The sequence below is a fragment of the Nocardioides cavernae genome (genome assembly GCF_013410035.1).
Classification (GTDB): domain Bacteria; phylum Actinomycetota; class Actinomycetes; order Propionibacteriales; family Nocardioidaceae; genus Nocardioides; species Nocardioides cavernae_A.
Genome location: NZ_JACCBW010000001.1, coordinates 1,202,000 through 1,219,593, shown reverse-complemented (window position 1 = coordinate 1,219,593; position 17,594 = coordinate 1,202,000). Strand labels below are relative to the sequence as shown.

General features: G+C 71.1%; 11 protein-coding genes and 1 tRNA gene. 5 read left to right on the top strand and 7 right to left on the bottom strand.

The features are described 5' to 3' along the window. Nucleotides 1-81: 81 nt before the first annotated feature. Together F4692_RS05975 and F4692_RS05970 are read left to right on the top strand one after the other, a co-directional pair. The gene (locus F4692_RS05975; protein WP_179618666.1) at nucleotides 82-1,365 is read left to right on the top strand and encodes an aspartate kinase; all 1,284 of its coding nucleotides are present in this window, start codon (nucleotides 82-84) and stop codon (nucleotides 1,363-1,365) included. Beyond that, complete coding sequence (locus tag F4692_RS05970) at nucleotides 1,362-2,408, top strand: aspartate-semialdehyde dehydrogenase (RefSeq protein WP_179618665.1); 1,047 nt, start codon at nucleotides 1,362-1,364, stop codon at nucleotides 2,406-2,408. Before F4692_RS05975 ends, F4692_RS05970 begins: the two co-directional genes overlap by 4 nt. Nucleotides 2,409-2,533: 125 nt before the next feature. On the opposite strand, the gene F4692_RS05965 is transcribed toward F4692_RS05970, so the two are convergent. The 4 genes from F4692_RS05965 to F4692_RS05950 form a co-directional block, all read right to left on the bottom strand. Then, nucleotides 2,534-3,106, bottom strand: coding sequence for a hypothetical protein (locus tag F4692_RS05965; RefSeq protein WP_179618664.1), 573 nt, complete (start codon nucleotides 3,104-3,106; stop codon nucleotides 2,534-2,536). 66 nt (nucleotides 3,107-3,172) lie between these two features. Then, a tRNA-Pro gene (locus F4692_RS05960) sits at nucleotides 3,173-3,246 on the bottom strand. An 88-nt stretch (nucleotides 3,247-3,334) separates the two neighbouring features. Then, complete coding sequence (locus tag F4692_RS05955; RefSeq protein ID WP_179618663.1) at nucleotides 3,335-3,964, bottom strand: dihydrofolate reductase family protein; 630 nt, start codon at nucleotides 3,962-3,964, stop codon at nucleotides 3,335-3,337. A gap of 11 nt (nucleotides 3,965-3,975) precedes the next feature. Next, nucleotides 3,976-4,896, bottom strand: a complete 921-nt coding sequence (locus tag F4692_RS05950) for a metallophosphoesterase (RefSeq protein WP_308645172.1) — start codon at nucleotides 4,894-4,896, stop codon at nucleotides 3,976-3,978. A 26-nt stretch (nucleotides 4,897-4,922) separates the two neighbouring features. Here F4692_RS05950 and F4692_RS05945 point away from each other — a divergent pair, with 26 nt between their 5' ends. Then, nucleotides 4,923-5,381 (top strand): GatB/YqeY domain-containing protein, encoded by a 459-nt coding sequence (locus F4692_RS05945; protein ID WP_179618662.1) that lies wholly within the window; start codon nucleotides 4,923-4,925, stop codon nucleotides 5,379-5,381. Nucleotides 5,382-5,386: 5 nt separating this feature from the next. Here F4692_RS05945 and F4692_RS05940 read toward each other — a convergent pair whose 3' ends face one another. Next, nucleotides 5,387-7,720: a penicillin-binding protein gene (locus tag F4692_RS05940; RefSeq protein ID WP_179618661.1), complete on the bottom strand. Its 2,334-nt coding sequence runs from the start codon at nucleotides 7,718-7,720 to the stop codon at nucleotides 5,387-5,389. Nucleotides 7,721-7,914: 194 nt separating this feature from the next. On the opposite strand from F4692_RS05940, the gene F4692_RS05935 reads away from it, so the two are divergent. After that, nucleotides 7,915-8,202, top strand: coding sequence for a WhiB family transcriptional regulator (locus F4692_RS05935; protein WP_179618660.1), 288 nt, complete (start codon nucleotides 7,915-7,917; stop codon nucleotides 8,200-8,202). A 15-nt stretch (nucleotides 8,203-8,217) separates the two neighbouring features. Here F4692_RS05935 and bagB read toward each other — a convergent pair whose 3' ends face one another. Together bagB and bagA are read right to left on the bottom strand one after the other, a co-directional pair. Beyond that, complete coding sequence (gene bagB / locus F4692_RS05930; RefSeq protein WP_179618659.1) at nucleotides 8,218-9,357, bottom strand: ArsA family ATPase; 1,140 nt, start codon at nucleotides 9,355-9,357, stop codon at nucleotides 8,218-8,220. Continuing rightward, a complete protein-coding gene (gene bagA / locus F4692_RS05925; RefSeq protein WP_374757290.1) occupies nucleotides 9,354-10,415 on the bottom strand; it encodes an ATPase BagA in 1,062 nt (353 codons plus the stop codon). Before bagA ends, bagB begins: the two co-directional genes overlap by 4 nt. A gap of 253 nt (nucleotides 10,416-10,668) precedes the next feature. Here bagA and F4692_RS05920 point away from each other — a divergent pair, with 253 nt between their 5' ends. Further along, on the top strand, nucleotides 10,669-17,547 hold the full coding sequence (locus F4692_RS05920) for an OmpL47-type beta-barrel domain-containing protein (protein ID WP_179618657.1): 6,879 nt from the start codon (nucleotides 10,669-10,671) through the stop codon (nucleotides 17,545-17,547). Nucleotides 17,548-17,594 lie beyond the last annotated feature (47 nt).

Below are 17,594 nucleotides of genomic sequence, written 5' to 3'. Positions count from 1 at the left end.
GCGGCCCCCCGGCAACGGCGCCAGCGGGCCCGCCAGACTGACGCGGCCGCATCCGGCCGCACCCCGACCCGAGGACCAACCGTGGGCATTGTCGTGCAGAAGTACGGCGGCTCCTCGCTCGCCGACGCCGACGCCATCAAGCGCGTCGCCCGGCGCATCGTGGACATCAAGAAGGCCGGTCACGACGTCGTCGTCGCCGTCTCCGCCATGGGGGACACGACCGACGACCTCCTCGACCTGGCCAACGGTGTCTCGCCGCTGCCGCCGGCGCGCGAGATGGACATGCTGCTGACCGCCGGCGAGCGCATCTCGATGGCACTGGTCGCCATGGCGATCAGCGACCTGGGCTTCACCGCCCGGTCCTTCACCGGCTCGCAGGCCGGCGTCATCACCGACTCGGTGCACGGCAAGGCCAAGATCATCGACGTCACGCCGGGGCGCATCACGCAGGCGATCGGCGAGGGCCACATCGTCATCGTCGCCGGCTTCCAGGGCGTCTCCGCCGACACCAAGGAGATCACCACCCTGGGCCGCGGCGGCACCGACACGACCGCGGTCGCCCTCGCGGCGGCCCTCGAGGCCGACGTCTGCGAGATCTACACCGACGTCGACGGCGTCTTCACCGCCGACCCGCGCATCGTCCCCAGCGCCCGCAAGCTCGACCAGGTCTCCTACGAGGAGATGCTCGAGCTCGCGGCGTGCGGGGCCAAGATCCTGCACCTGCGCTGCGTGGAGTACGGCCGCCGCTACGGCATCCCGATCCACGTCCGCTCGTCGTTCAGCCAGCTCGAGGGGACCTGGGTCGTCAGCGACCCCGGCTCCCGCGCACCCGAGGAAGAGACCATGGAACAGCCCATCATCGCCGGCGTCGCCCACGACCGCAGCGAGGCCAAGATCACCGTCGTCGGCGTGCCCGACAAGGTGGGTGAGGCGGCCCGCATCTTCGAGGCGCTGGCCGACGCCCAGATCAACCTCGACATGATCGTGCAGAACATCTCCGCCGCGGCGACGAGCCTCACCGACATCTCGTTCACGCTCCCGCGCACCGACGGCCAGAACGCCATGACCGCGCTCGCGCGGATCCAGGCGGAGGTCGGCTACGACAAGCTGCTCTACGACGACAAGATCGGCAAGGTCTCCCTGATCGGCGCCGGCATGCGCTCGCACCCGGGCATCACCTCGAAGTTCTTCGGCGCGCTCGCGTCCGCCGGGGTGAACATCGGCATGATCTCCACCTCCGAGATCCGCATCTCGGTGATCGTGGACGAGAACGCCGTCGACGACGCCGTACGCGCCACCCACACCGCGTTCGACCTCGACGCCGACGAGGTCGAGGCCGTGGTCTACGGAGGGACCGGCCGATGACGAAGGTCAACATCGGCATCGTCGGCGCCACCGGGCAGGTGGGCGTCGCGATGCGCCAGATCCTGCTCGAGCGCGAGTTCCCCGCCGACCAGGTCCGGTTCTTCGCCTCCTCGCGCTCCGCCGGCACGGTGCTGCCGTTCGGCGACCGCGAGATCACCGTCGAGGACGCCGCGACCGCCGACCCGACCGGGCTCGACGTCGCGCTCTTCTCGGCCGGTGCCACGACCTCGCGCGCGCTCGCGCAAAAGTTCGTCGACGCCGGCGTCATCGTGGTCGACAACTCCTCGGCGTTCCGCAAGGACCCCGACATCCCGCTCGTCGTCTCCGAGGTCAACCCGGACGCGATGGCCAGCGTCATCGAGGCGGGCCGCGGCATCATCGCCAACCCCAACTGCACGACCATGGCCGCGATGCCGGTGCTCAGGCCGCTCCACGAGGAGGCCGGACTGACCCGCCTGGTGGTCTCGACCTACCAGGCCGTCTCCGGCTCGGGCGTCGCCGGCGTGGACGAGCTCGCCCACGGCGTGGCCGAGGCGGGCGACAAGGCCCGCGAGCTGGCGTACGACGGCAGCGCGATCACCTTCCCCGACCCGGTGACGTACGTCGAGCCGATCGCCTACAACGTGCTCCCGATGGCCGGCTCGGTCGTCGACGACGGCCGGGGCGAGACCGACGAGGAGCAGAAGCTCCGCAACGAGTCGCGCAAGATCCTCGGCCTGCCCGACCTCCTCGTGTCCGGCATCTGCGTGCGCGTCCCGGTCTTCACCGGCCACTCGCTCGCGGTCAACGCCGAGTTCGAGCGGGCGCTGACCCCCGCGCGGGCCCGGGAGATCCTCGCGTCGGCCCCGGGCGTCGAGCTCGACGAGGTCCCGACGCCGCTGAAGGCCGCCGGCAAGGACCCGTCCTACGTCGGTCGCCTCCGCACGGACGAGGGCGTACCGGGCGACCGCGGGCTCGCGCTCTTCATCAGCAACGACAACCTGCGCAAGGGCGCCGCGCTCAACACGGTGCAGATCGCCGAGCTGATCGCCGCCGCCCGCTGATCCCCGGCGCCCGCTGATCCCCGGCGCTTCTGTTCGTCAGCGATCCCCGGCTGCCCGGGGATCGCTGATGTTGTCGGCCTGTGCAACGCCTGACAACGTCAGCGAGAGCCTGACAACCCCCGCGCTCAGCGCACGTCGCGCGACGCCGGGCCCGGAGACGGGGCATCCTCGGCGGTCACGGTGGCGGTGAGCCACCAGGCGCCGGCGTACGCGAGCGCCGAGGCGGCCGGGACGGCGACGAGCGCCCACGTCTCGTCCAGCGAGCCCAGCAGGAACACCATCACGAGCACGGCCAGCACGCCGACGGCGAGCAGGCTCGTCGAGCCGGCCTCACGGACCCCGAGGAGGCCCAGCAGCACCGCGCCGGCGTACGCCATCACGGCGAGGGTGGCCAGCAGGATCGGCAGCCCGGCCGCCCCGCCGCACGACGACGTGCCGCGTACGGACTCGCAGGCGACCCCGGCCAACCACGCGAGTGCGAGGGCGAGGCCACCGACCAGTACGCCCGTCAGCACCGCCGCGGGCAGCCCGCCGACCGTGCCCCGCTCCTCGACGTCGAGCGGCGCGTCAGCCACCGGCTCCGGCGCGGGTTCGGGCGCCTGTTCCTCGACCTCAGGTGCCGCGCCCGAGGACCGGCGCCGACGCAGCGAGAACGACGGCATCTCCAGGGAGGGCCTGTCCTCCGGCGTGTCTGCCATGACGGCAGCGTGCCACACGACGACGAAGGGCCGGACCACTCTCGTGGCCCGGCCCTTCGTCATCTGTCGGGCTGACAGGATTTGAACCTGCGGCCTCCTCGTCCCGAACGAGGCGCGCTACCAAGCTGCGCCACAGCCCGCCGCCCGGACCGGAAAGCACGTCCGGGCAACGCGGGCGAGCATACCGGAGCGGCAGGGGCCTCCCGAAATCGCCCCGGGCCCGTGGACTCAGCCGCCCGGCCGGCGGTCGAGGCTGAGGTGGACGACGCCGCTCGGCGAGGCGACGGACTCGATGGCGTACGTCTCCTCGAGCCCCTCCAGGCCGTCCCAGAGGCGGGTACCGTGGCCCAGCACGATCGGCACCACGACCAGGTGCAGGTGGTCGACGAGGCCGGCGGAGACGAAGGCACGCACCGTGCTCGCGCCGCCGCCGATGCGCACGTCGAGGTCACCCGCCGCCTCCTGCGCGATCGCCAGCGCCTCCTCCGGGCCGGTGCTGAGGAAGTGGAAGGTCGTGCCGCCCTCCATCTCGAGCGGCTCGCGCGTGCGGTGCGTCAGGACGAAGGTCGGGGTGTGGAAGGGCGGGTCCTCGCCCCACCACCCGCGCCAGTCCGGGTCGTCCTGCCAGCCCGGCGGACCGAACTTGTGGGCGCCCATGATCTCGGCACCGACGCCGGTGTCCCACCGCGACGCCCACACCGCGTCGATGCCGGTCGGCGCGCCGTCCGCCCACGTGGCGAACATCCACTCGTGGAGCCGGTGGCCCGCGTGCCCGAAGGGCGACTCGAAGGACTGCGGCTCGCCCGCGCCGAAGCCGTCCAGCGAGATCGAGAAGTTGGTGACCCGGACGAGCGGCACGGCGAGCTCCTTCAGCGGGGTACGAGCGTCAGCAGGGTCGCCTCCGGCCGGCAGGCCACGCGGAGGCGGACGTAGGGGTTGGTGCCGAGCCCGGCGGAGACGTGCAGCCAGGCCGAGCCGTCGTCACCAGGCTCGGAGTCCGCCGGGTGGCGGTGCAGGCCGCGCGCGCGGGCGGGCTCGAGGTCGCAGTTGGTGGTGAGCGCCCGGCCGCCCGGCAGGCACACCTGCCCGCCGTGGGTGTGCCCGGCGATGATCGCGTCGTAGCCGTCGGCGGCGAACTGGTCGAGCACCCGGAGGTACGGCGCGTGGGTGACGGCCAGGCGCAGGTCGGCCGTCGCGTCAGCGGGGCCCGCGACCCGCTCGAGGTCGTCGTACTTCAGGTGCGGGTCGTCGACGCCGGCGAAGGCGATCCGCGTGCCCTTGACCTCCAGCGCCCCGAAGCCGTTGGTGAGGTCGAGCCAGCCGGCGTCGTCGAAGCGGTCCTTGAGCTCGGGCCAGGGCAGCTGGGGGACGTGGGTGTTGCGCTTGCCCGAGTCGGGGAAGAGGTAGGCGAACGGGTTGCGCATGCCGGGGGAGTAGTAGTCGTTGGACCCCATCACGTAGGCGCCCGGCACGTCGAGGAGCCCGCCGAGGGCGTCGGTCACGACCGGCACCGCGTGCATGTGCGACAGGTTGTCACCGGTGTTGACGACCAGGTCCGGCCCCAGGTCGGCGAGGCCGCGCAGCCAGTCCTGCTTGGCCCGCTGGTCGGGCGCCATGTGGATGTCGCTCAGGTGCAGCACCCGCAGCGGGGCGTGGCCCGGCGGGAGCAGGGGGACCGTGAGGCGGCGCAGCGTGTACTGGCGGGCCTCCCACGCGGCGTACGACGCCAGGCCGGCGCCGGTGACGGTGCCGAGCGCAAGCGTACGCCGGAGAATGGGGAGGAGGGCCACCCGGCAAGGCTGCCACAATGGGCCCCATGAGTGCTCTGAAGGACCGTCTCCGCGCCGACCTGACCACCTCCATCAAGGCGCGTGACGACCTGCGCTCCTCCACGCTGCGGATGGTGCTGACCGCGATCACCAACGCGGAGGTCGCCGGCAAGGAGGCCCGCGAGCTCTCCGACGACGACATCATCGGCGTGCTGTCGACCGAGGCCAAGCGTCGCCGCGAGGCCGCCGTCGCCTTCGAGGAGGGCGGTCGCGCCGAGATGGCGGCCAAGGAGGCCGCCGAGGGCGAGGTCATCGCCGAGTACCTCCCCGCCCAGCTCAGCGCGTCGGAGATCGCCGACCTCGTCACCGCCGCGATCGCCCAGACGGGCGCGGCCGGGGAGGGCATGCGCGCCATGGGCAAGGTGATGGGCGTCGTGACGCCGCAGGTCAAGGGCCGCGCCGACGGGGGCGCCGTCGCGGCCGAGGTGCGCAAGCAGCTGGGCTGACGGGCCTAGCCGCGGCCCTTCCCGCGCCCCTTGCCCTTGCCGCCGTTGCCCGACTTGGGCACGGTGCCGGTGGACGAGTAGTAGGTGACGGTGTCGCCGCTGCTGAGCTGGGTCCCGGCCTCGGGCGAGGTGTACGCGACGCTGCCGGCAGCGACCTCGCTGTCGACCTGCCCGCCGTCCGCCGCGACGAAGCCCGCGGCCTCGATCTGCTGGACAGCGGCCTCGACGGTCTGGCTGGTGACGTCGGGGACCGTGGTCAGGACGCCGGCGATCTCGTCACCGGGCGGAGCCTGGAAGTCCGTGTCGTCGAGCATCGGCGACACCGCCGCCATGGCCTGGCCCCAGATGGGCCCGGCGACGGTCGAGCCGAAGGCGCTGCTGATGTAGCTGCCGCCGACGGTCTGGCCGTTGAGGGTGACCCACTCGCCGAACTCGTTGGCACCCGCGACCATCGACGCGGTGGCGAGCTCGGGGGTGTAGCCGACGAACCAGACGGCCATGTTGCTGTTGGTCGTGCCGGTCTTGCCCGCCGAGGGCTTGTCGATGGCGAGGGGCGCGCCGAAGCCGCCCTCCATCACGCCCCGGAGGATGTCGTTGACCGCGTCGGCGGTCGCGCCGGGCATGACCTGCTCGCACTGGGAGCTGAAGTCCTTGAGCGGCTGGCCCGACGAGTCGAGGACCTGCGTCACCGGGCGGGGGTCGCAGTGCAGGCCGCGCGCGGCGAACGTGGCGTAGGCCTGGGCCATCTCGAGCGGGTTGCTGTCGGAGACGCCGAGGATCCACGACGGCACCTGCTGCGCGGGCGGGACGTTGACCCCCATGGCCTTGGCGAGCTCGAGCGGCTCGCACATGCCGGTCTGCGTCTCGAGCTGGGCGAAGAAGGTGTTCACCGAGTCCTGGGTGCCGGTGTAGAGGTTGAACGTGCCGGCGCCCGTGGAGTTGGCGACGTCCCAGCCCATGCCGTCGCCGGCGTAGGGGCCGTCGCACGTCTCGAACTCGTCGTCGTCGAGGTGGATCTGCTGGGGCGAGTTGATGCTCGTGCTCAGCGGGATGCCCTGGTTGATGGCGGAGGCCAGGACGAACAGCTTGAACGTCGAGCCGGCCTGGAAACCGTTGGCGTCGCCGTACTTCTTGGGGACCGTGTAGTTGAGGTAGGTCTCGCCGGCCTTCTTGTTCTTGCCCATCGGGCGCGACTGGGCCAGCGCCCGGACGTCGCCGGTGCCGGGCTCGACCATCGCCATGCCGCCGATGGCCTGGTCGGTCTGGTTGACGCCGTCGGCGACCGCGTCGTCGGCGGCCTTCTGCATGCCGAGGTCGATCGTGGTGTTGATCGTCAGGCCGCCGTTGTTGAGCGTGCGGCGGCGCTCCTTGGGGGTGTCGCCGAGGACCGGGTCCTTGAGCAGCCAGTTGACGACGTAGTCGCAGAAGAACGGCGCACGCGACTGCTGGCAGCCGTTGGGCGAGGTCTCGATCTTGAGCGTCTCCTCGATCGGCCGGCCCTTGAGGCGCTCGGCCTTCTTCTCGGTGAGGATGCCGAGCTGGGCCATCCGCTCGAGCACGACGTTGCGACGGGCCTCGGCGCGCTCGGGGTTGTCGATCGGGTCGTAGCCGACGGGGTTCTTCACCAGGCCCGCCAGCGTCGCCGCCTCGAGCATGTTGAGGTCCTTGGCGTTCTTGGAGAAGAAGTGGCGCGCGGCCGACTGCACCCCGAAGGCGCCGTCGCCGAAGTAGGCGATGTTGAGGTAGCGCTCGAGGATCCAGTCCTTGGTGTGGTTCTTCTCGAAGGCGACCGCGTAGCGCAGCTCGCGGATCTTGCGGGCGTAGGTCTCCTCGGTCGCCGCCGCCCGCTCCTCCTCGGTCTCCGCCTGGTAGAGCAGCGTCTGCTTGACCATCTGCTGGGTGATCGACGACCCGCCCTGGACCGCCCCGCCGTTGGCCTGGTTGGTCACGAACGCGCGGATGGTGCCGCGGATGTCGAGCGCACCGTGGTCGTAGAAGCGGTAGTCCTCGATGGCGACGATCGCCTTCACCATCGGGCGCGAGATGGAGCCGAGCGGGACGTTGATGCGGTTCTGGTCGTAGAGCGACGCGATCAGGTTGCCGTTGACGTCGTAGATCCGCGTCTTCTGCGACAGGTCCTTGGCCTCGAGCGACTCGGGGAGGTTGACCATCCCCTTGCTGACGTCCTTGGCCGCCACGCCCACCAGGCCCGCGAACGGGATCGCGAGGCAGGCGACGAGGACACCCATGACGACCGCGACCGCCGCCATCACCGCGAGGTGGGAGGCGATCCGGCCGGCGTCGGGGCGTCCCTGGGGGCGCTTCGAGCGGGGAGACATGGCCCCTAGGGTACGTGGGATCCACATAGCACCTTGAATTCCAGGCGCGCAGGCAGATAGTCACATCGGACTACTCGATTTGGGCCAACCGGTCCTGACGGGGGCCGCCGGGATTCGTTTACTTTTCTCCAAGAGTCGGGAATGGCCGCTATGGGGGCGGCCAACCGGCTCACGGAAACCGTGGGGTATTCACTATGTGGGTCGAGGACTGGGCATCGCGCGCCGCGTGCAAGGGCGACACTCCGGACGCTCTCTTCGTGCGAGGCGCCGAGCAGAACAAGGCCAAGCAGGTCTGCTCCGGCTGCCCGGTGCGCACCGAGTGCCTGGCCGAGGCGCTGGACAACCAGATCGAGTGGGGTGTCTGGGGCGGCATGACCGAGCGTGAGCGCCGTGCGCTGCTCCGCCGCCGCCCGGGCTCGTCGTGGCGCTCCATCCTGGAGACCGCCCGCACCAAGGTCGAGACCCCCTCCGTCTCCGTCTGACCGACGGGGTCTGACTCACCCCTGGTCGGCGAGTGCCTCGCCGACCGCCCGCAGGCCCTCGAGGTCGTGGACGTCGCCCGCCATCGCGGGCACGACCGCGGTCGGCACCCGCGGGTGCGCGGCCGCGAACCGCTCGCGCAGGTGCTGCTCGCGCTCGATGAGGCGTACGCGGTCCGCGTGCAGCTGGAGCAGGCCGGCGGTCAGGGACGACGAGTCCGCGGCGTGGAGCCGGTCGGCGGCGGTGATCGCCTCCTCGGCCGACAGGGCCGTACGCGCCGACGGGCTCGCACGGTTGACGACGAGCCCGGCCAACGGCATGTCGTCGTCGGTGAGGCGGTCCACGAAGTACGCCGCCTCCCGCAACGCGTCGGGCTCGGGCGCCGCCACCACGACGAACGCGGTCCCGTCGGTCTGCAGCAGCGCGAACGTCTGCTCCGCCCGCTGGCGGAAGCTCCCGAACAACGTGTCGAGCGCCGCCACGAAGGTCTGCACCTCGCGCAGCATCTGCCCGCCCAGCACCTTGGTCAGCGCGTTGGTGACGACCGACAGCCCGACGGACATCAGGCGCGCGGGTCCGCGCGCCGGGGCCAGCAGCAGCCGGATCAGGCGACCGTCGAGGAACCCCGCCAGCCGCTCGGGGGCGTCGAGGAAGTCGAGCGCCGAGCGTGACGGAGGCGTGTCGACGACGATGAGGTCGTAGGTGCCCCGGGCGACGGCCTCGCGGTGCAGCTGGCCGAGCTTCTCCATCGCCATGTACTCCTGCGTGCCGGCGAACGAGCTCGACAGGGCGACGTAGAACGGGTTCTCCAGGATCTGCTTCGCCTTCTCCGGGCTGGCCTGGCTCTCGACCACCTCGTCGAAGGTGCGCTTCATGTCGAGCATCATCGCGTCGAGCGACCCGCCGGCGGCGGTGTCGGCGTCCACCACCGGACGCGGGGTGTTGTCGAGCTGCTCGATGCCCATCGACTGGGCGAGCCGCCGGGCCGGGTCGATCGTCAGCACGACGACCTTGCGGCCGCGCTCCGCGGCCCGGAGCGCGAGGGCCGCCGACGTGGTCGTCTTGCCGACGCCCCCGGATCCGCAGCACACGATGATCTCGGTGGTCCGGTCGTCGAGCAGCGCGTCGACGTCCAGCACGGGCACGGGGGTCGTCATGCCATCCCCTGGCGACGCAGGAGCTGGGCGAGCTCGACCAGCGCGCCGCGGTCGATCCCGCTGGCGAGCCGGGGCAGCTCGTAGGTGGGCACGCCCTCGGCCGCGACCAGCGTGCGCTGCTCGTCCTCGAGGCGACGGCGTACGGCGTGGTCCCGCCCCTCGGCGACCAGTGACGCGACGAGGTCGGCGTCCACGTCGACCTTGGCCCGGGCGAGGTCGGAGGTGATCGCCGTCGGGTCGACGGTGCCCTCGCGCACCTGGGCGAGCGCGCCGGCGCCCAGGGCCTGCGGGCGGACGAGGTTGACCACGATGCCGCCCACGGGGAGCCCGGCGTCGCGCAGCTCGGCGACCGCGTCGCTGGTCTCCTGCACGGGCATCTCCTCCAGCAGCGTCACGAGGTGCACGGCCGTGCGGGGGGATCGCAGCAGGTCCATGATGTTGTCGGCCTGCGACTTGACCGGCCCGACCCGCGCGAGACCGGCCAGCTCGGAGTTGACCCCGAGGAACTGGCCGATCCGCCCCGTGGGCGGCGCGTCCAGCACCACGGCGTCGTAGGTCACCTGGTGCTTCTTCCGCCCCCCGCGCGGGCGCTGCACGGCCTCGTAGACCTTCCCGGTGAGCAGCACGTCACGCACGCCGGGGGCGATGGTGGTGGCGAAGTCGATGACCCCGAAGCGGTCGAGGGCCTTCCCGGCGCGACCGAGCCGGTAGTACATGTCGAGGTACTCGAGCAGCGCCGACTCGGGGTCGATGTGCAGCGCGTGCACCTGGCCCGCGCGGCCCTGCTCGTCGGGGGCGCCCTTGGTGATCCGCCGCTCCTCGTAGGGCAGCGGGTCGACGTCGAACATCCGCGCGATGCCCTGGCGTCCCTCGACCTCGCACAGCAGGACGTTGCGCCCCGACGACGCGAGGGCCAGCGCGAGGGCGGCCGCGACGGTCGACTTCCCGGTGCCGCCCTTGCCGGTCACGACGTGCAGACGCACCCGCGACCAGTCGGAGGCCCGGTCGGAGGCCCGATCGGCGGTCCGGTCGGCGGTCCGGTCGGCGGAGGCGGTCACGAGCCGAGGATAGCCAGCCCGCCGAGGGCCCCGATCCGGCCTTCTAATGCTACTTAGGCATCTTCTTGATGCCTCCATCCAACTTTTGCTTGACCCACACACAAAAGTCTGCGAGCGTCCGTTCCAGACCGTCGGTGACGCAGGTCACATGCCCGTTGCCCATCGGTCGACAGCCACCCGTCCGCACCTTGGAGGCCCTGGGATGTCCCAACCCCCCCGCTCGACCCGGCGACGTGCTCGCCGGTCCACTGCCGTGACCGCGCTGACAGCCGTGTTCGCGCTCGTCGGCAGCGTGCTCCTCGGCGTCGCCACCGCGATGCCCGCCCAGGCCCACGAGGGCCACGGGCACGTCCTGCTCTACAACGAGGCCCCCGCCGGGCCGTGGCACGACGAGGCGATCGCCTACGGCACGCCGAAGATCAAGGCGGCGCTCGAGGCCGAGGGGCTGGCCGTCACGGTCTCCTCCGACTCCTCGGTCTTCACCGACGAGAACCTCGCGCAGTACGACGCGATGATCGCCTTCCAGATCAACGGCGACCCGTGGACCGCTGCCGAGAAGGGCGCGATGGAGCGCTGGATGCAGGCCGGCGGCGGCATCGCGGCGATCCACAACGCGACCGACATGCGCGGGAACTACCCGTGGTGGGACAACATGATCGGCGCGCTCATGCCCGGTCACTCCGCGGCCGACATCCCGGCCGTCGTGCGCAACGAGGACGTCACGCACCCCTCCACCGACCACTTCGCCGGCACCGACAAGGTGAGCCGGTGGATGCGCAACGACGAGTGGTACAACTTCAACCGCAACGTCCGCGGTGAGGCCCACGTCCTCCAGACGATGGACGAGTCGACCTACAACCCGGGCGGCAACGCCCAGGGCTACGACCACCCGATCACCTGGTGCAAGCCCTACGACGGCGGTCGCTTCTGGAGCACCGCCCTCGGCCACTTCCCGAAGAACTACGACGAGCCCGAGTTCATGGAGATGATCGTCGGCGGCGTGAAGTACGTCGCCGGTCTCGAGGAGGGCGACTGCGGCGGCACCGTGTGGGACAGCTACGAGCGCATCCCGCTCGACCAGAACACCTCCGCCCCGTACGCCATCGACGTGGCCGACGACGGCAAGGTCTTCTACACCGAGCTCGTCCGCGGCCAGCTGCGGATGTACGACCCGGAGTCCCAGGCGGTCACCACCGTCTTGACGCTGCCCGTGTACTCCGGTGGCGAGGACGGCCTCCTCGGCGTCGCGCTCGACCCCGACTTCACGACCAACGGCCACCTCTACCTCTACCGCTCGGCAGCGTCGCCCAACGACTCCGACCCGGCGAACTTCTGGTCGACCGTGTCCCGGTTCACCTTCGAGAACGGCTCGGTCGACCCGGCCACGGAGAAGGTCATCATCCGGATCCCGGCCCGCCGACTGCCCGACGAGCCCGGCCACACCGGTGGCGCGCTCGACATCGACGACGACGGCAACCTGTTCATCGGTGTCGGCGACGACGTCAACCCGCACTCCGAGCCCTCCGGTGGCTACGCGCCGCTCTCCGAGCGCGCCGGCACCTTCCACGACGCCCGCGAGACCTCGGCCAACACCAACGACCTGCGCGGCAAGATCCTGCGGATCGTCCCGGTCGACGAGCCCGGCAACCAGCCCGGAGTCGGCTCGACCTACACGATCCCCGACGGCAACCTCTTCGACGAGGCCGACGACGCCGACGGCAAGACGCTGCCCGAGATCTACGCGATGGGCTTCCGCAACCCGTTCCGCTTCTCCATCGACAGCGAGACCGGCTGGCTGAGCATGGCCGACTACTCGCCCGACAACGGCTCGGACAACCCCGCCAACCGCGGACCGGCCGGCATCGCGGAATGGAACCTCATCAAGAGCCCCGGCAACTACGGCTGGCCGATGTGCATGGGCGGCAACCACCAGGGCCAGAACCCCAACGGTGAGCCGTTCCGCGACGTCGACTACGGCAGCACCACGCCGCTCAACCCGCCGGTCGTGGGGGCGTACTTCGACTGCGCCAACCCGGTCAACGACTCGGTGCGCAACACCGGCCTGAAGAACCTGCCGCCGGCCCGTGCCGCCGACATGTACTACGGCTACCAGCGCAGCTCCACCGGCGCGATCCCCGCCGGCGGCGGCCTGGCCCCGATGGGCGGCCCGATCTACCGCTACGACGAGGCGCTCGAGTCCGACACCAAGTTCCCCGAGTCGTTCGACGGCAAGCCGTTCTTCTACGACTGGGCGCGCAACAAGATGTACAACATCCAGCTCAAGGACCCCGCCACCGCGCAGGGCTCCCAGGTGGAGAAGGTCAACCCGTTCCTGCCCAACGTCCCGTTCCTCGCGCCGATCGACTCCAAGTTCGGTCCCGACGGCTCGATGTACGTCCTGGACTGGGGTGGCGGCTACGGGCGCGACAACCCGACGTCCGGGCTCTACCGCATCGACTACATCAGTGGCTCGCGCTCGCCGGTGGCCCGCATCGACGCGACCCCGGACTCCGGTCAGGCGCCGCTGGAGGTCAGCTTCGACGCCAGCCGCTCGAGCGACCCCGAGGGTGAGGACATCACCTACGAGTGGGACTTCGACGGCGACGGCGAGGTCGACGCCACCGGCGTCACGGCCACCCACACCTACACCGAGAACGGGGAGTACGACGCCCGCCTCACGGTGACGGACCCGGCCGGCAAGACCGGCACGACCACGACGCCGATCACGGTCGGCAACACCCGCCCGATCGTCGAGATCGAGACGCCCCCCGACGGTGCGTTCTTCGACTTCGGCGACGAGATCAGCTGGCAGGTCAAGGTCACCGACCCGGAGGACACCACGATCGACCCGCAGGGTGTCGAGGTGCAGCCGGCGCTCGGTCACGACGACCACGCCCACCCGCTCGTCGCCCAGAAGGGCCTCACGGGCAGCGAGGTGACGAGCATCGGCGGGCACGCGGCCGACGAGAACATCTTCTACGCCATCGACGCCCGCTACACCGACACCGGTGGTGAGGGCGGGGCCAACAAGCTGCTCGGCTCCGACACCGCGGTCATCTTCCCCAAGCTGCGCCAGGCGGAGTGGTTCGACGGCAAGTCGTCGACCGCCACCCTCGCCCCCGGCCGGGACGCCGCGGGCGGCGGCCAGGTCGTCGTCGGCAAGGACGGCGCGTGGGTCAACTTCGAGCCGGTGAGCTTCCACCAGATCGAGACCTTCAACCTGCGCGTCCAGGCAGCGGCCGCCGGCGGCACCATCGAGCTGCGTGACGGCAGCCCGACGGGCGACGTCCTCGGCACCGCCACCGTCCCGGCCACGGGCCAGCAGTTCCGTGACGTCGCGGTGGACGTGAGCGAGCTCGGGTCCGAGTCGTTCGACCTCTACCTCGTCTTCACCGGCTCGAGCGACATCAAGCTCAACTTCTTCGAGGCCATGGGCCAGGGCATCTCGCCGGAGGCGAAGCCCCTGGTCGCGATCACGGCGCCGGTCGACGGCACCAGGGTCGACGCGGGTGACGAGGTCGAGGTGACCGCCGAGGCGTCCGACCTCGACGGCACCGTGGCCAAGGTCGAGTTCTTCCAGGGCGAGACCAAGATCGGCGAGGACACGAGCGCGCCGTTCAGCACCACGTGGACCGCTCCCGAGGAGGAGGGCCTCTACGAGATCACCGCGAAGGCGACCGACGACGAGGGCAAGACGACCACGTCGCGCCTCGTGCAGGTGCAGGTGGGCGAGCTCTTCGGCGACCTGGTCCCGTTCAGCAACGCGAGTGGCGAGTTCGAGCGGCTCGGCGCCGGTGCGTTCCGGATCTCCGGTGCGGGCGCGAACGCGTGGCAGGGCACCGACCAGTACTCGACCCTCTTCCAGCCGGCTGCCGGTGACGAGGAGTACGACGCCATCGTGCGGGTCGACGCCAGCACCCTGCAGAACAACTCGGGCAAGGCCGGCCTCATCATCCGCAACGACATGACGCAGCCCGGCTCCTCGGCCGGCTACGCCATGCTCGCGTGGCGCCGCGCGTCGGGGATGGAGTTCCTGACCGACCCCGACGGCAACGGCCAGCTCAACGCGTCGGTGGCCGGCGGCACCAGCACCACGCCCAAGTGGCTCAAGCTGAGCCGCCGCGGCGAGCAGGTGTCGGCGTACTGGTCCAACAACGGCACGTCGTGGACCCAGATCGGTGCAGCGGTGACGCTGTCCGGCATCGCCGACACGCAGGACGTCGGCATGTTCATCATGGCCCACGAGTCCGCGGTCCGTACGGCCGACTTCTCGCAGTTCTCGGTCGGCGACCCGGAGGTCGTGGAGCCGGAGCCGGGGACGCCGAGCGAGCCGCTGAGCTGTGTGGGTGGTCCGCTGAGCGACGACTTCACCTCTCCGGCTCTGCTGCCGAAGTGGGCGCTGCGTCACGACCCGGCCCGTCCCATCACGCAGTCCGGTGGGTCGCTCAACCTGCCGGTCACCGGTGGTGACATCAACGAGGCCAGCCCCGGCCCGGTGAGCTTCGCCGGCCAGGACCTCCCCGCGGGGAACTGGGTGGCGACCACCAAGCTGACGCTGGCGCACACCTCGCACTGGCAGTGGGCCGGCCTGGTCGTCCACAAGAGCGACGACGAGTACAACAAGCTCGCGTTCGTGCGGCACCAGGACGGCGGCAGGCTCGTCGAGTTCCAGTCGGAGACGGGCGGCAACCGCAGCACGCCGGGCGCGCCCCGGTTGGCGGCCGACTTCCCGACGACGATCCACCTGCGCCTGACCAACACCAACGGGACGCTCACCGCGGCGTACTCGACCAACGGCACGGCGTGGACCAACGTCACCGGCTCGACCGCGCTCAAGACGGGTGCGGGCACCCGCATCGGCCTGATGGCGGCGGGCGACCTGGGCACCACCCCGGTGTCCGCGACGGTCGACTCGTTCACCGTCACGCCGGACGGGACCGCGGGCACCTTCGAGCCCGGGGACGAGTTCGACGGCACCTCGCTGAACGGCTGCCGTTGGGCGGAGTCGGTGCGCTACAACTCGCGCACGGCGTCGGTGGCCGGTGGGCACCTCAAGATCGAGACGGAGCCGGGCGACATCAACGGCAACAACCCGATCACGCCGCGCAACTTCATCCTGCAGGACGCACCGGACGGTGACTGGGTGGCCGAGACGAAGTTCAAGGCTCCGCTCAAGCACCGCTACCAGCTGGCCGGCCTGCTGATGTACGGCGACGACAACAACTACGCCAAGGCCGACATCGTCGCCTTCAACACCCCGGGCTCCGCGCTCGACCTGCGGGCCGAGCTGGCCGCGGAGAAGGGCGGCAACGGGGTCAGCGGTGGCGACCAGGTCAACATCGCCGACACCTCGGAGAGCGGCTACTGGTGGGTGCAGGTGACCAAGGTCGGCACGAAGTACACGGCGGCGGTCAAGTCCACCGCCGGTGCCTCGTGGACGCCCATCGGTGACGGCATCACCTACGACGGCCCGCTCAACTCCCTGGGCCTGATGGCGATCGGTCCGGAGCAGGAGGAGCCGACCACGGTCGAGTTCGACTACTTCCGACTCGACACCGGGGAGGAGCCGCCGGTCGACGAGACCGCGCCGGTCACCACGGCCAGCCAGGTCGCGGTCGAGGGCGGCGTGCAGGTCACGCTGACCGCGACCGACGAGACGGGCGGCTCGGGCCTCGACTCCACCGAGTACCGGATCGACGAGGGTGACTGGACGCCGTACACGGCCCCGTTCACCATCAGCGAGCCCGGCACCCACACCGTCGAGTTCCGTTCCACCGACCTCGCCGGCAACGAGGAGGCGACCAAGTCCGTCCAGGTCGTCGTCGAGGCCAGCGACGAGGACGCGCCCACCACCGCCATCACGTGGGTGCCGGGCACGGCGGACGGCGAGGAGGGCTGGTACGTCACCGGTCCGAGCTTCACCCTCGCCGCCGAGGACGGCGACGGCTCGGGCGTCGCGACGACCGAGTACCGCATCAACGGCGGTGCCTGGACGGCGTACACCGGCGCGGTGGCGGTCCCCGACGGGGAGCACACCGTGGCCTACCGCTCGACCGACGAGGCCGGCAACGTGGAGGACTCCCAGGAGTCGGAGGTCAAGGTCGACACCGTGACCCCGGCGACGGGCGCCACCCAGGAGAAGGCCGGCGACGGCGTGAAGGTCGTGCTCGACGCGACCGACGCCACGTCGGGTGTCGCCTCGACGGAGTACCGCGTCGACGGCGGGTCCTGGACGGCGTACACCGCCCCGGTCGTCGTGACCGGTGCCGGTGACCACGTCGTGCGGTTCCGCTCGACCGACGTCGCGGGCAACGTGGAGGAGGAGCAGTCGATCGACCTCACGGTCGACGGCCCGCCCGCCGACACCACGGCCCCGGTGACCACCGTGAAGACCGACCCGGCGTCGCCCGACGGCACCGCCGGCTGGTTCACCACGGCACCGAAGGTCACGCTCACCGCGACCGACCAGGGCTCGGGAGTGGCCCGCACGGAGTACCGCACCGGCAACGGCATGTGGACGACGTACACCGCTCCCTTCACCCTCACCACGCAGGGCCGCAACGCCCTCGAGGTGCGCTCGGTCGACCGGGCCGGCAACGTGGAGACGGCGCAGGCCAAGGAGGTCGCGCTCGACACCGGTGACCCGGCGCTGAGCATCTCCGGCATCCGTGCCCGCACCTACCCGAGCCACAAGTCGGCGACGGTGGCGTGGGCGGCGACGGACGCCACGTCCGGAGTCCGCACCGTGCGGGCCACCCTCGACGGCGAGGTCGTCGAGGCCGGCGAGTGGGGGATGTGGATGCTGTCCACCGGCCGCCACGTGCTGACCGTCACCGCGACGGACGCGGCGGGCAACTCGGCCTCCGAGACGGTGGTCTTCACCGTCCAGGCGACCGGGAAGTCGCTCAAGAAGGTGGTCGGTGCGCTGGCCGAGAGCGGCGAGGTCGGGCCGAAGCTGGCCAACAAGCTGCTCCAGCTCGAGAAGGACGCCGCCAAGGCGGAGCGCAAGGGCGACGTGCGTGAGGCGCGCAAGCACCTCAAGGCGCTGCGCAAGCTCGTCCGCAAGAAGCTGGACGGGGAGCTGCGTGCGGCACTCCTCGCCCAGGTGAAGGAGCGGCTGGCCAAGCGCTGACCCTCTTTCTGGCGGCCGGGCCCGGGGACCACTCCCCGGGCCCGGCC

Bases quoted from the DNA above. Each gene is read 5' to 3' on its own strand.
- F4692_RS05970 (WP_179618665.1), top strand. From the start codon at position 1,362: ATGACGAAGGTCAACATCGGCATCGTCGGCGCCACCGGGCAGGTGGGC.
- F4692_RS05965 (WP_179618664.1), bottom strand. From the start codon at position 3,106: ATGGCAGACACGCCGGAGGACAGGCCCTCCCTGGAGATGCCGTCGTTC.
- F4692_RS05945 (WP_179618662.1), top strand. From the start codon at position 4,923: ATGAGTGCTCTGAAGGACCGTCTCCGCGCCGACCTGACCACCTCCATC.
- F4692_RS05940 (WP_179618661.1), bottom strand. From the start codon at position 7,720: ATGTCTCCCCGCTCGAAGCGCCCCCAGGGACGCCCCGACGCCGGCCGG.
- F4692_RS05935 (WP_179618660.1), top strand. From the start codon at position 7,915: ATGTGGGTCGAGGACTGGGCATCGCGCGCCGCGTGCAAGGGCGACACT.
- bagB (WP_179618659.1), bottom strand. From the start codon at position 9,357: ATGACGACCCCCGTGCCCGTGCTGGACGTCGACGCGCTGCTCGACGAC.